This is a genomic window from Blautia parvula (assembly GCF_020215665.1).
Classification (GTDB): domain Bacteria; phylum Bacillota; class Clostridia; order Lachnospirales; family Lachnospiraceae; genus Blautia; species Blautia celeris.
On record NZ_CP084061.1, the window covers coordinates 2863323 to 2876316 of the forward strand.

The window sequence follows — 12994 nt, forward strand, 5'->3', positions numbered from 1 at the left end:
ACCATCCGTTACAATTTTAGACACAAACATACAGGATAATTGTATCATAAGAAAAGAGGGAATACAAAATGATTTTTCACATTTTGTATTCCCTCTTTGTATTTTTCACTAAACAAGAAATATGGATCAATCTACGATTACATTCTTATAATACCAGTTGATTCCTCCGGTAATGGTCGCATCATCCAGTGTGCCGCCTTCTGTTCCCACAGCTTTGCCGTCGTTTGTCTCCAGAACTCCGTCAAATACATTGAAGCCTTCTTCCATGATCTTTCTTCTGGCTTCTTCCACTTTCTCTTTTGTTCCCGGTGCGCACAGCTCCTCATTGATAGGAGTGATATCTACCAGACCGTCATCCATTCCGCCGAAGTAGATCTCCGGTGTCCAGGTTCCGTCAATGACTTTCTGCACTGCCTGTGTATAATATACGCCCCAGTTCCAGATAACAGAGGTAAGTGTAGCATCCGGAGCATCCTTACTCATATCAGAATTGTATCCTACGCCCCATACGCCTGCGGATTCTGCCTCAGTCTGCGGGTTGGGTGTGTCACAGTGCTGTCCGATCACGTCACAGCCCTCTGCGATCAGAGCTTTTGCCGCGTTGGTCTCCTCTGTGGGTGAGAACCAGCTGTTCGTTACTTTTACGTGGATCTCCGCGTCCGGGTTCACCTCTGCAACACCGATGGCAAATGCGTCGATACCGCCGGTAACCTCTGAGTTCTCAGAACCCATGGCTGCCACATAGCCGATCTTGTTACTCTCTGTCTTCATACCTGCAACGATACCGGATAAATATCTTGCCTGGTAAATTCTTCCGAAGTAGTTGTTAAAGTTTGTATCATTGGACTTATATCCTGTGCCGTGAGAGAAGATCACATCCGGGAATTCCTGCGCAAGCTGCTCACAGGTGTCCATGTAGTTAAAGCTGGTGGCGAAAATGATCTGGCATCCGTCCTCGATACATTCCCTGATCGCCTGTTCTGTCATGGTTGGGTCTGTATCCGGGATATTGTTCTTACGGATGATCTGGCTGTCTTCCAGTCCCAGTTCCTTCTGCATCTCAACGATGCCCTGGTCATGTGTGTAAGTGTATCCGGAACCCTCTGCCGGATCGGAAATATGGATAACGCCCACCTTCAGGTCTTCTTTTGCAACCGGAGCGAATTTACCGCTGGCTTCTGTCTTACTGTCGTCAGCAGCATCTTCTTTTTTGTCCGTATCATCCGCTTTTTCGGCGTCGTCCGCATTGGTATCTTCTTTGCTCGTATCTTCTGTCTTGGTTTCTTCCTTCTTGTCCTCAGCTCCCTGCTGCTGTCCGCAGCCTGCCAGCATGGCACCGACCATTGTCAGAGATAACACGATACCTAAAATTTTCTTCTTCATGCTCGTCCTCCTTTTATAACACCTGTACTTTCTTTTTATTTATGAGTACAAATTAACTATAACATTATATTTTTTGTTTTTCAACCGGCATATTGGAGATAATTTCAAAATAATCGCCTTATTTTTCCAGATATTGATAAATATTCCGATATACTGTCAGTTTATCTTTTTCATTTAAAATCTCATGGCGCATGCCCGGATAGAGCTTTCCCGTCACGTGGCGGTAGCCCACCTGCCTCATGTACTGAAGCTCTTTCACAAACTTTCTGCCGTTTCCGATACAGGGGTCCTCTTCGCCCCCCAGAAACAGAATGGGCAGCTGGGGATTCTGCAGCCTCCAGCCCTCTTTCCTGTAGGTTTCCTTCAGGAGCATCAAAAGCCCCTCAAACCCATCCGCCGTAAAAGTGAAACCGCACAGGGGTGATTCCTCATACGCCTTCACCACTTCCTCATCGGAACAGATCCAGGCAAACCGGCTCTTCTCCCCTGCAAAACGGCTGGCAAAGGTACCAAAGGACATGGTCTCTAAAAGTTTGCTGCGATAGCGGCCTCCTCTGTGCCTTTTCTGTGTTCTGGCTATGAGCAGGCCCAGATCCACTGCCGGATTCTCACATGGCGGCCCGGTAAGGATCAGTTTTTCCAGCTCATTGTCAAAATATTTCAGGTAATTCCTGGCTACCAGTGTGCCCATGCTGTGCCCCAGAAGATACACCGGAAGATCCGGAAATATCTCTTTGATCCAGATGGTGATCTGATGAAGATCCTCCACCATGGCTTTATTTTTACCGCCGTAGAGATATCCCAGCTCCTCCCGGTTATGTACACTGCCGCCATGCCCGCGATGGTCATGGATCACACAGATGTATCCCCGTCTGGCCAGGTATTCCATAAACGGCAGATACCGCTCCTTGTTCTCGCTCATGCCGTGGGATATCTGTACCACACCTTTTGTCCCCTCATTTGGCACGACCCATAAGACGGACAGCCCCAGGCCGTCGTATTCTGATTTCAGTACCGCTGTACCGTGTACCATGCAAAAACCCCCTTTTCTTCCAATGTCTCCCGGTATCCAAAAACACAAAAGGCCGCCGCATGATTCACGCGGCAGCCCCGTTACATATGCTTAGCTCTCTACAACTTCCAGTACGTCCATCGGACATGCTTTCGCACAGATACCGCAAGCGATACATTTGCTGCTTGTCGGTGAATCCTCTGCCTTCACCATTACATGGAAAGGACATGCCTCAACACATTTGCCGCATCCGGTACATTTTTTCTTGTTGATCATGTAAACGCCCTTTGCATTCTGTGTGATCGCACCTTCTGGACAGGCCTCTGCGCACTTTCCGCACTGTACGCAGACCATCGGTTTTGCATCGCCCTTTTTGTCAATGATCTGGATACAGGATTTGTCCGGGTCAAACTCCTTGTAAAAGCTTGTTGAACAGGCTCTTACACATTCCAGACATGCCATACACTTTGCGCCTTTTGTCACTTTCAGTTTTTTCATCTTGAATTCCTCCGCTTTTTTCCTGAAATTTTCGTATGCCCAAGAAGCATACACAAGCATATGCTTATGTGACAATTTTAACATTATATATTATGTTTCACAAGTGCATTTTACAAAAAAGGACATTCCCGCCCATGCGAAAACGTCCTTTTTGTCAGATTTCGTCAGAGGCTTTTCTCCTCCGCAAAATCTGTCCTGTCTATTTTGCTGCTTCGTTGTAAATGAGAGCCATCATTTCAAAATCTTCGTCTGTATTATTCTCCATGCTGTGGCTCTGTCCCGGCTCAATGACACATACATCTCCGGGATGCACTTCTGTACGGCTGCCGTCATTGTCCACGAAAACTCCTGTTCCCTTCAGCACAAAATACGGCTCTGTGTTGCCCACATGCTGATGCATACCGATGGAGCTGTGCGGCTTTAACACTACTTTGGCATATAACTTGCCGTGTCCGTAAAGCTCTTCCTCCTTCAGGATATGATGGAATTCCACGGTGCCTTCTCCGCCCCGCACATTCTGCTGTTCCACTACATTTGTCTTTCTGACCACGATGTTGATCCCCTTTCTTCTGTCGTATGGCATCCATCCCTTATGACCGGGGTTTGGATTTTCTGTTTATAAAAATGATTTGACGATAAAGAACACTGCGGGAACCAGAAATGCGGGAAGCATATTCATGGTTCTGAAATTCTTGATTCCCAGGATGCTGAGGCCTGAGCTGAAGATCAGGATACCTCCGATAATGGAAATCTCCGCCATGATCGCCGGACTCATGACACCGGCCAGCAGCAGTGCCAGGCAGTAGAAAAATCCCTGCCAGAAAAACAAGACAATGGCTGCCAGTGCGATACCGAATCCAAAGGTGGATGCCAGCACAGAGGATGTGACAAAATCCAGCATGGCATTGGTGAACAGGTAAGTATTGTCCCCTCTCAATGCGCTCTCCATGGGCCCCAGAATGGACAGGGTTCCCACGCAGAACAGCAATATCGCCGTGGATAAGCCCTGAGCCAGATTCCCATTGGAAAACCCGGTGACAAACTTCTTAAACTTGTCCTCCAGATGTATCTTCTCTCCGAGAAGCCCGCCAAGTGCCAGACTCACAATAAACAGAACCGGGTATTCACTCTGGGGCATGTACTTGACTATGGCATTGATTCCCAGCGCTGTGGCTGCCAGCCCCATGGCCTGCATCATGATCTCCTGATGCTCCTCCCGTATTCCTTTTTTCAATCTGCTGCCGATAAAGCTCCCTGTCAAAATCGTAGCGCAGTTTACCAGTGTTCCTATCATCTCTCGTATCCGCCTTTACAGTTTCAGGTATTGTTCCACATTCACAATAAATACTGTAGCGCCGCCCACATCAATGGTGACCGGCGGTGCGGAATATCCCAGCACCGGACCTTTTGTCCCGGCGGAATAAGTTGGATTGATGAGCATCTCTTTTCTTCTAGAACACTCTTCCTTGATGACCTGGAGCACCATTTCCACCTTGTCGTCCTCAGTTCCTATCATCAGCGTGGCATTTCCTTTTCTCAAAAATCCGCCTGTACTGGCAAGTTTTGTCACACTGATGCGTTCCTTATTCAGACGTTCTACCACGAATCCTTCATCTTCCTTGTGCACGATCGCAAAAATCATTTTCATAATGAAGCACCTCCTAATGCAGTGCTGCTCTCTGCCCCCGTCCGGTCTTATCACAGACCCCAGGCGCCGGTGGGCGTCTGACCAGCTTTTCGTCTATTATAGCATAAATTGAGCATAATGGAAAATTATTTTCTCCTTTCACAAAACATTCAAATTCCATTCACAATTCTTTTAATATTTCACCACAGTTTCATCACATTTGTGCTTTATTATTAGATACATAGAAAGGCAATCACCTTTATATAAAAATTTTCTTTTTCATACGCCGGGCTTTATAAAAAGCCCGGCCCTCCTTTTTTTACAGGGTAAATACCCCAGAAATATTTTTTAATTTTTTTCAAAAAACGTGTTGACATTTGACGAAAGATATAGTATATTATGTTTTGTCGTTAAGACATGCGCGAGTGGCTCAGTTGGTGGAGCGCGACCTTGCCAAGGTCGAGGCCGCGGGTTCGAGTCCCGTCTCGCGCTCTTTTTATTTCTTGAAAAGGACGGACATCTCAAAAAGATGTCCGTCCTTTTGCGTTCTGCATTTATCTATGCATAAACACTCCCCGCTTTTCTCACAAGTTCCTCCAGCAGCTCCTGCATCTTCCCAACCACCGGATGACTGCCCAGTCCATATTCTCCTGCCAGCCGTTCCATTCTTGGAAATGCCAGCCAGGTACTGCCCGTCTCATCCTCCCAGAGGGCAATCCTGAGCGGAAGTTCCAGGGAAATGCTCTGATCCTCCTGCATCAGCCCGGTTCCCACTTTTGGAGCACCAAAGACGACCACTGTGGTCGGCCGCAGGGACAGACCTGCCTCCTCTGCATTTTTCGCATGGTCAAATTCTGCAAATACCGGAATTTTCTTTTCTTCCAGAACGTTTTTCAATCGTCTGACCATATCCTTTACCGGAAACTGCCCCTCAAAGAGATACAATTTATTATCATCATAATTGGTGGACAGCAGATCTCCGAACGCCCCCGCAATTCTTCTTCCCAGATTCGTAAAGTCAATACCTTCCTTATTTGCCAGCAGCGTAACGCACACCAGTTCATCCGGATGGGTAAACCTGCTCAGGAAAGAAGAATACCCGGGAACAGAACCTTTGATATCCATCAGTCCTCTGTGCTTATAAAACTGCCAGCCTGCCACTCCCGGCACCTCTCTGCCGTCCGGCAGGTTCCACGGGGCGTAGACAAGCTTTCTGTGCTCAGGCTCATGGATCAGCACTCCTCCTGCCAGCCCGATATCCCAGAAGGAAATATCCTGCGCGGACGCCCAGACATCCCCCACGCCCCTGAGGGCTGAAGACGCTGCCCGCCCTGTCCTTCTGCCGAGTTCGTCATAACTTGCGGCCGGTTCTGTGGGGTCAATGTATGTCCCGTCTTTTTTAAACAACTGATGGATGTTCTCCGTCAGGGATACATCCTCATGCCTGAAGTTTTCCAGGTCCTCCGCAAATCCTGTCCTCTTTAGTCCAAGGAAATGGATCTGCCTTTCTGTCACAAAATCATGATATGTCTCACCGCTTACACGTTCCACGATCTCTGTCAGCATCAGGAAATTTGACGCACTCCATTCCACCTCTGTACCCGGAGTAAAATGCAGGGCTTCTTTGCTTATTAAATCAAGAACCTCTTTAAACTCCCATTCTCTGTAAATGTAAAATCCATCCGTCTGGCAGTCAGGCAGACCCGACGCATGGCGGAGCATCTGCAGAATCTCAATATCATACCATTCCTCCGGTACCTCCGGTATATGATCACCCAGTTTATCTTCCAGCCCCAGTTTTCCATCCTCAAAAAGCTGCATGACTGCCACAGCCGCAAACGCCTGGGAAATGGGGCCTGCCGGCCACATTGTATTGGCTGAAGCCAGCCTTCTCTCACCTGTATCTGACAACCCATACCCCACTACTCTCGGAATATAGGGGGCCTGAACAATTGCCAGGGTAAGTCCCGGAATCCCCTTTTCCTTCATAAACTCCCATATCATGGAATCTACGCTCTGCCCAAGATATGATACATCTGCACTACCTCTCATTTTCATAACTTCGTGTTCTTTCGTATTCATAACTGCTCCTTTCTGAGCCCATGACTCAGAATATAAATCCTCATCACGCTACTGTAACTTTTTTTGTTACCCTTATACTGTAACTATATCAATTACACTTTCACTTGTCAAGAAACATTTACCGATTGACCGGAACTTTTCACCATTTTATGATAAAAGAAAATACTTTCGCTCAAAAAGGAACAAGTGCCCTCCAATCAAAGTATAAAAAACAGGAGGAGAAAACCTGATATACAGATTTTCTCCCCCGTATGGTTTAAAGCTTATTCCTTGTAAATAATTACTTTGTGATACTTTCGGCCTTGCAGGTGGAGATAAAGGTCGGATCACTGTTATTGGCGCCGACAAGAACCACTACGCCATATTCGTTTCTCAGCACACTGCCCTGTCCGACGGTCTGACCGCCTGCCTTGACAGCGGCTCCTGTTGTACCCACCGGCAGATAAGAACGGACAGCAGCCTCACAGTTTGCGCAGCAGCCTGTAGGTGCCGGAGCAGGTGCCGGAAGATACGTGATTCCGTTATTATAGGCAGCACTGGTGATTCTGACGGCTGCGATTCTGCAGATTGATACCGCCTCCTGTGCTGCGCCCTGGCTGTTTACTATCTGGAAAAGACCGGCATTTGGATTTGTGTTCGGGGCAGGAAGAAGGCTTCCCGGACGGCCGCTCACATTGTTGCCGCTTTCCATGGATATCACAAGATTTTCTGTTGGATAAAGCGTGATGATCTGCTGAAGGAGGTTTCTCATCTGCGCAACACATGCACAACATGCCGTATCTCCTGCAGGACCTGTCGCGCCTGTAGCTCCGGTATTCCCTGTGGCTCCGGTGGCCCCTGTAGCGCCGGTTGCTCCTGTAGCTCCCATTACCCCATTGGCTCCGGTCGGGCCGGTTGCTCCTGTCGGACCCGTAGCTCCGTTGGCCCCGGTAGCTCCTGTGGCTCCCATAGGTCCTGGTGCTCCGGTGGCTCCCGCTGCTCCATTCATACCTGTAGGCCCTGTGGCTCCGGTCGGACCGGTTGGGCCTGCAGCTCCGGTAGCTCCGACGGCTCCATTGGCTCCGGTGGGACCCGTAGGGCCTGCGGCACCTGTCGGGCCGGTTGCTCCATTGGCTCCTGTATCACCTTTTGCTCCCATTGGCCCAGTGGGGCCTGTGGCCCCGGCTGCCCCTGTGGCTCCGGTTGGGCCGGTTGCTCCGTTGGCTCCTGTATTTCCCGTAGCTCCGGTGGCTCCCGCGACTCCATTGGCTCCGGTGGGACCCGTAGGGCCTATGAGCCCGGTCGGCCCCGTTGGACCGGCAGCTCCGGTCGGACCCGTAGCTCCGGTGGGACCTGTCGGACCTGTGGGACCTGTGGGACCGGCAGCGCCTTCCGAACCTGTTGCACCTGTAGCCCCGGTAACTCCTGCCGCTCCTGCTGCTCCGGTCGGACCTGTGGGACCAGCCGGAATCGTATAGAACAACTCAGCGCCATCCGGTGTAAACGTTTCATCAACAGACGCCTCTGTGCCGGGTTCTCCCGTCACTGTACCTGCCACGGTAATCACAGGCGTCTTTCCTGCAGGCCCTGTGGCCCCCGTTACACCTGCAATTCCAGGGGCTCCGGTTGGGCCTGTGGCACCACGCATTCCGTTAGCGCCTGTAGCTCCGCTTGGCCCTGTAGGTCCTGTGGCTCCCCGCATTCCCGGAACTCCCGCAGCACCGGTAGCACCTCTTGGGCCGATAGGCCCTCTCGGACCTATAGGCCCCATGGGTCCCATGGGACCTGTAGGCCCCGGGCAGCAGCATCTTCTCTCATGACAAACCGGACAACATCTTGTGTCCTGGCATCCTGCTGCATGCACATCATTATTTCTCTCTGCCGCAGCACTCTCTTCTTTTCCATATCTACAATTATCTTTCATATTATCACATCCATTTCTATTAGCAGTTCAAGACTGCTAATACATTGTATGTTGCTGTCCAATGGATGTTAAGAATTTTGGGAATTTATGTTTTTTCCACGAAAGTATTCCCTATTGTATAAGTAAGCCGCGGAATCCGGTTTATATTTCCCGCCCCTCTCGTTATATGCCTCCGCCTCCGCGTATCTTCCCAGTTTATCACAGCAGACACAGAGCTGCATTGCCGGAATATACCCATAGCAGTCTGGGAGGACAAAACCCCCTCTTTCGATATCCGGCCTGCATTCAAGAGCTGTTTTATACCAGAAGACAGCCGTTTCGTACTGATCCTCTTCCATAAAATGCTTCCCGATGTCACAGCAGATCTCTGCTCTCGGCACATCATATTCCAGGCTCCTTAAGAGCGCCTGCAGAGATGCTGCCCTGTTTCCTTCTTTTTCATAACACTGCGCCATGACCTGGCATGCCTCTATCTTATTTTCCAGCCAGGCATCCGGCTGCCTTAAAAAGCTGCCGAATGCCTCGACAGCTTCCCCGTAAGCCCCATGGTAATATAGTTCCCGGGCATAATAATAGAGTTCTCTTGCATTCAGGACCTTCCCCTGTGCCAGCATCTTCTTATATATATTGAGGTTCCTGTCCGGGTCCCCTGCACCGATCTTTTTATGTGAAACAGCAGCCTCTGAGTATACAATATTTCCGCCGGGCGTTATGACCTCATGTACTGCGCCCTGCCATAAAAATCCACGTCCGTTCCGAATCAGACGCTCTCTGTAATACCAGAATACTGCATTTCCTTTCTCATCAAATGCCGTATGATACCGCATCATCACAATATCCGTGTCCAAAGACAAATCACGTTTCATTGTCAAAAAAGCCATTCTGTCCTTCTCGAGCAGCACATCATCCGCGTCCATCCACATACAGTATTCCATAGATGCTTTGGAAAAAGAAAAGTTCCTGGCAGCCGAAAAATCATCTGTCCATTCAAATGTAAATACTTTGTCAGTATACCGTCCTGCAATCTCCTTTGTCCTGTCCTTTGATCCTGTATCCACAATGATCATTTCATCCACCAGGTCTTTCATCCCTGAAAGACAGCGATCCAGAACCTCCTCCTCATCCTTAACGATCATACATAAACTCACAGTTATCATGCATTCCCTCTTCCTTCACACGCATGTCTCATTACACAATATGCCGCGGCGCGCATAATTGTACGTGAATTCAGAAAAAAAGGACGTGACTCTTCATCACGTCCTTAAAATAGCACTCAATATATACTGGCTGTTGGGGAAATTCTTATGTGTGATATCCTCCAGGCGTATCAAATCCACGTCCAGCCACAATTCTTCTGCAACGATCATAAGATGAGAAAACATGATACCAAAATTAAACTCCTCATACCTGCCCAGGTGATTCATATTATGCTTCTTGGCAAATACGTGAATTCTGTTATCGTAAACCACAAACCGCCATGGCTGGCTGTTCATACTGGACGGCGCCAGGCGTGCGGAATCCAGAAGCTGCTTCATCCACTGTCGCGGAACCTCCTTGTACACACAAAGCTCCTGCAGATCCATGCGCTTTGCTTCCACAGCCTTTCTTGTATGGCTGCCCCGGCTGTATCCGAAAGCCATGAGAATCACAAATTTCAGATTCCCCTTGTGAGGGTTTCCTGCCTTTGGCTTCACACCGCTTAAAAAACATGTCCCCAGCCCTTTTGCACACATAAAGAGCGCAAGCTGCTCCATAATATATCCCGCGTTCATCATAGCGCGGTCTTTATCCTCTGAGTAAAAGGCAATGTAATAAGGTGCCTTCGCTCCCAGCAGATGTATTCTTTTATTTTGTCCCTTAGTATTATCTATAATAGAAATCTCCGTATGGATACCCGGATTCAACCCTTCAATCTGGCTGTAATACTCTCTGATCTCACTCAGCAGAGCCGCCTTTACCGGTTCCATCTCATAGCTTCGGACAGATTTTCTTGAAAATATCGCTTCGTATAAGTTCATACTCTCACCTTTTAATTTTTCCGTAACAATATTGTAACATATAATCGGGGAATTGCAATGCCTAAATGGATGGTTTTTCAAATTCTTTTGTATTTTTTTAAAAACCTATTGACAAAGTACCTGTAAATGCGTATTATTGTATTAAGCAATTAGTACAGTAATACAGGAGGTGTTACATTATATGTCGTGGAAACTGAATCCTGATCGGCCTGTCTATGTACAGCTGATCGAGCGTATCACAACAGATATCATCGCTGGCATCTATCCGCCGGGAAGCAAACTTCCATCTGTGCGGGATTTGGCGCAGACAGCAGGCGTCAATCCCAACACTATGCAGAAAGCCCTGTCAGAGATGGAGCGTACCAATCTGGTGTACAGCCAGAGAACCAGCGGAAGATTCATTACGGAGGACCTTAGTATGATAGATGATCTGAAAACAGAACTTGCATCTGAACAAATCAAGGAGTTTCTTGAAAAAATGGAAAAAATAGGCCTGTCTAAAGAGGACATCATAGGGCTGATCAATAAAGTGAGCGAGGAGGAGAAAAAATGAGTACGATTCTGGACTGCCGGGGCCTGACAAAACGTTATGGCAATAAACTGGCACTTGACCACATCGACTTATCACTGGACCGTGGTAAGATCATCGGTCTGCTGGGCCCAAACGGCAGCGGCAAAACCACATTAATCAAACTGCTGAACGGCCTTTTGGTTCCCACTGAGGGAGAGATCTTTGTTGACGGCAAGGCACCCGGTGTGGAGACAAAGAGGATTGTATCCTATCTGCCGGAACGCACCTATCTGAACCGCTGGATGCGGGTTTCAGATCTTATATCCTATTTCTGTGACTTTTATGAAGACTTCGACAGGTCACGGGCCTATGACATGCTGCAGAAGCTGAATATCAACCCCAACGACCGTCTAAGCACCATGTCAAAGGGTACAAAGGAAAAAGTACAGCTCATTCTGGTCATGAGCCGCAGAGCCAGTCTGTACTGCCTGGATGAACCGATTGCAGGTGTTGACCCTGCTGCCAGGGATTATATCCTTTCCACGATCATCAACAACTATGATGAAAATGCTACCATCCTCATTTCCACCCATTTGATCTCAGATGTGGAAAACATTCTGGATGATGTGATTTTTATTCAGAACGGGCATATCCGCATGCAGGACAGCGTGGACAATATCCGCATGGCCAAAGGAGTATCTGTGGACAGTCTGTTCCGGGAGGTGTTCAAATGTTAAAGAAACTATTCAAATATGAGTGGAAATCTGTTTCCACGCTACTATTAATTGTACACGGAGCGCTTTTAGTTTATGCACTCATCGGGCGCATTGGATATCAAATTTATTTTTCAAAATTTCTTTCTGACTCATCCAATACCGTTATGGGCATAACAACCATGTTTTATGTGGTCGTCTACGTATTCGGGATCATGGCAGTCCTGCTTATGACCATGCTGTATCTGGCAATACACATACAGAAAAGTTTCTTTTCAGATGAAGGCTACCTGACGCACACGCTTCCGGTATCTCCCACACAGCTTTTGTTGTCCAAAATATTTATTTACTGGGTATGGACAATACTTGACCTGATCTTTGTTGCTGCATCCATTGCCATCCTTCTGGTGAACAAAGAGACCTGGCCCGCCATCGTTTACGGATTCCGGGAGATGTGGCACACACTGACCTCCCTGAGCGGACTGTCGGATATCCTGAACAATATTGTATATCTGCTGTCCCTCTGTATAGAATTTTTCATCTTCTCCACAGGGCTTTTGATCTTCGCTGTCTGCCTCGGAAGCCAGTTCAAGACCCACAAAGTTATGGGGTCCGTGTTATCTTTCTTTGGTATTATAATTTTATGCAATATCGTAGACCTTATTATTACAAGTATTACCCTTCCGGGCGGATTCGGAACCGTAATGATGATCACACGTGCCGGTGAAAGAGTCACTAATTATTCCTATATCATAGAAACCCTCTGGTATCTGGCAGCCGGTATTTTCTTCTTCTTTGGAAGCAGATATATCTTGTCAAAAAGACTGAACCTGGAGTAGAATAAAGACATATGATCACACTTTTATAATCAAAAGGGGGAAATGCTTATGCTGATAGTCACAACAGATCACATAACCGGAAAAAATGTTGAAATGCTTGGCCTGGTAAAAGGCAGCACCATCCAGACCGTGCACATGGGCAAAGATATCATGAACGGATTCAAGACTCTGGTGGGCGGCGAACTGACCTCATATAATGAGATGATGAATGAGGCCAGAGCCCTGGCAACCAAACGCATGGCGGAGGAAGCCCAGTCCATGGGAGCAGATGCCATTGTATGCGTACGCTACTCATCTGCCTCTGTTGCCCAGGCCGCAGCTGAGATCATGGCTTACGGCACCGCAGTAAAATTTGTTTAAAGAAATGGCGCAGGAACCGTTTTTTCCGGTACTGCGCCATCTTTTTAT

General features: G+C 48.1%; 14 protein-coding genes and 1 tRNA gene. 5 read left to right on the forward strand and 10 right to left on the reverse strand.

The window, feature by feature from the left end; all coding sequences use genetic code 11:
* Positions 1-126 precede the first annotated feature (126 nt).
* The 6 genes from LC508_RS13360 to LC508_RS13385 form a co-directional block, all read right to left on the reverse strand.
* A complete protein-coding gene (locus LC508_RS13360; protein WP_103732349.1) occupies positions 127-1383 on the reverse strand; it encodes a BMP family ABC transporter substrate-binding protein in 1257 nt (418 codons plus the stop codon).
* 118 nt (positions 1384-1501) lie between these two features.
* The gene (locus tag LC508_RS13365; protein ID WP_103732348.1) at positions 1502-2416 is read right to left on the reverse strand and encodes an alpha/beta fold hydrolase; all 915 of its coding nucleotides are present in this window, start codon (positions 2414-2416) and stop codon (positions 1502-1504) included.
* Between the two features lie 90 nt (positions 2417-2506).
* Positions 2507-2893 (reverse strand): 4Fe-4S binding protein, encoded by a 387-nt coding sequence (locus LC508_RS13370; RefSeq protein WP_033141054.1) that lies wholly within the window; start codon positions 2891-2893, stop codon positions 2507-2509.
* Between the two features lie 199 nt (positions 2894-3092).
* Entirely contained in the window at positions 3093-3476 is a 384-nt protein-coding gene (locus LC508_RS13375) for a cupin domain-containing protein (RefSeq protein ID WP_207727870.1), read from the reverse strand.
* Positions 3477-3509: 33 nt separating this feature from the next.
* Positions 3510-4187, reverse strand: a complete 678-nt coding sequence (locus LC508_RS13380; protein ID WP_033141052.1) for a DUF554 domain-containing protein — start codon at positions 4185-4187, stop codon at positions 3510-3512.
* 15 nt (positions 4188-4202) lie between these two features.
* On the reverse strand, positions 4203-4541 hold the full coding sequence (locus LC508_RS13385) for a cyclic-di-AMP receptor (protein WP_018596100.1): 339 nt from the start codon (positions 4539-4541) through the stop codon (positions 4203-4205).
* Positions 4542-4939: 398 nt separating this feature from the next.
* On the opposite strand from LC508_RS13385, the gene LC508_RS13390 reads away from it, so the two are divergent.
* Positions 4940-5012, forward strand: a tRNA-Gly gene (locus tag LC508_RS13390).
* 66 nt (positions 5013-5078) lie between these two features.
* On the opposite strand, the gene LC508_RS13395 is transcribed toward LC508_RS13390, so the two are convergent.
* The 4 genes from LC508_RS13395 to LC508_RS13410 form a co-directional block, all read right to left on the reverse strand.
* On the reverse strand, positions 5079-6602 hold the full coding sequence (locus LC508_RS13395; RefSeq protein WP_103732566.1) for a serine hydrolase: 1524 nt from the start codon (positions 6600-6602) through the stop codon (positions 5079-5081).
* A gap of 280 nt (positions 6603-6882) precedes the next feature.
* Complete coding sequence (locus tag LC508_RS13400) at positions 6883-8505, reverse strand: collagen-like domain-containing protein (RefSeq protein WP_103732565.1); 1623 nt, start codon at positions 8503-8505, stop codon at positions 6883-6885.
* Between the two features lie 68 nt (positions 8506-8573).
* Positions 8574-9662, reverse strand: coding sequence for a tetratricopeptide repeat-containing glycosyltransferase family 2 protein (locus LC508_RS13405; protein ID WP_103732564.1), 1089 nt, complete (start codon positions 9660-9662; stop codon positions 8574-8576).
* 96 nt (positions 9663-9758) lie between these two features.
* Complete coding sequence (locus LC508_RS13410) at positions 9759-10523, reverse strand: nitroreductase family protein (RefSeq protein WP_033141049.1); 765 nt, start codon at positions 10521-10523, stop codon at positions 9759-9761.
* A gap of 181 nt (positions 10524-10704) precedes the next feature.
* Between LC508_RS13410 and LC508_RS13415 the strand changes: the two genes are divergently transcribed.
* Genes LC508_RS13415 through LC508_RS13430 form a run of 4 tightly spaced genes read left to right on the forward strand, consistent with a single transcriptional unit; the run spans position 10705 to position 12946 of the window.
* Positions 10705-11076, forward strand: coding sequence for a GntR family transcriptional regulator (locus LC508_RS13415; protein WP_033141048.1), 372 nt, complete (start codon positions 10705-10707; stop codon positions 11074-11076).
* Entirely contained in the window at positions 11073-11771 is a 699-nt protein-coding gene (locus LC508_RS13420; protein WP_033141047.1) for an ABC transporter ATP-binding protein, read from the forward strand. The genes LC508_RS13415 and LC508_RS13420 overlap by 4 nt, the downstream gene beginning before the upstream one ends.
* Positions 11765-12586 (forward strand): hypothetical protein, encoded by an 822-nt coding sequence (locus tag LC508_RS13425; RefSeq protein WP_103732563.1) that lies wholly within the window; start codon positions 11765-11767, stop codon positions 12584-12586. Before LC508_RS13420 ends, LC508_RS13425 begins: the two co-directional genes overlap by 7 nt.
* A 48-nt stretch (positions 12587-12634) precedes the next feature.
* Positions 12635-12946 carry a YbjQ family protein gene (locus tag LC508_RS13430; protein WP_033141045.1) on the forward strand — a complete coding sequence of 104 codons (312 nt, stop codon included), beginning with the start codon at positions 12635-12637 and terminating at the stop codon, positions 12944-12946.
* Positions 12947-12994: the final 48 nt, after the last annotated feature.

Excerpts from the sequence above, each read along its gene's own strand:
- LC508_RS13425 (WP_103732563.1), top strand. The coding sequence starts at position 11,765 with ATGTTAAAGAAACTATTCAAATATGAGTGGAAATCTGTTTCCACGCTA.
- LC508_RS13405 (WP_103732564.1), bottom strand. The coding sequence starts at position 9,662 with ATGATAACTGTGAGTTTATGTATGATCGTTAAGGATGAGGAGGAGGTT.
- LC508_RS13420 (WP_033141047.1), top strand. The coding sequence starts at position 11,073 with ATGAGTACGATTCTGGACTGCCGGGGCCTGACAAAACGTTATGGCAAT.
- LC508_RS13360 (WP_103732349.1), bottom strand. The coding sequence starts at position 1,383 with ATGAAGAAGAAAATTTTAGGTATCGTGTTATCTCTGACAATGGTCGGT.
- LC508_RS13415 (WP_033141048.1), top strand. The coding sequence starts at position 10,705 with ATGTCGTGGAAACTGAATCCTGATCGGCCTGTCTATGTACAGCTGATC.
- LC508_RS13375 (WP_207727870.1), bottom strand. The coding sequence starts at position 3,476 with ATGCCATACGACAGAAGAAAGGGGATCAACATCGTGGTCAGAAAGACA.
- LC508_RS13400 (WP_103732565.1), bottom strand. The coding sequence starts at position 8,505 with ATGAAAGATAATTGTAGATATGGAAAAGAAGAGAGTGCTGCGGCAGAG.
- LC508_RS13380 (WP_033141052.1), bottom strand. The coding sequence starts at position 4,187 with ATGATAGGAACACTGGTAAACTGCGCTACGATTTTGACAGGGAGCTTT.
- LC508_RS13430 (WP_033141045.1), top strand. The coding sequence starts at position 12,635 with ATGCTGATAGTCACAACAGATCACATAACCGGAAAAAATGTTGAAATG.
- LC508_RS13365 (WP_103732348.1), bottom strand. The coding sequence starts at position 2,416 with ATGGTACACGGTACAGCGGTACTGAAATCAGAATACGACGGCCTGGGG.
- LC508_RS13385 (WP_018596100.1), bottom strand. The coding sequence starts at position 4,541 with ATGAAAATGATTTTTGCGATCGTGCACAAGGAAGATGAAGGATTCGTG.
- LC508_RS13395 (WP_103732566.1), bottom strand. The coding sequence starts at position 6,602 with ATGAATACGAAAGAACACGAAGTTATGAAAATGAGAGGTAGTGCAGAT.
- LC508_RS13370 (WP_033141054.1), bottom strand. The coding sequence starts at position 2,893 with ATGAAAAAACTGAAAGTGACAAAAGGCGCAAAGTGTATGGCATGTCTG.
- LC508_RS13410 (WP_033141049.1), bottom strand. The coding sequence starts at position 10,523 with ATGAACTTATACGAAGCGATATTTTCAAGAAAATCTGTCCGAAGCTAT.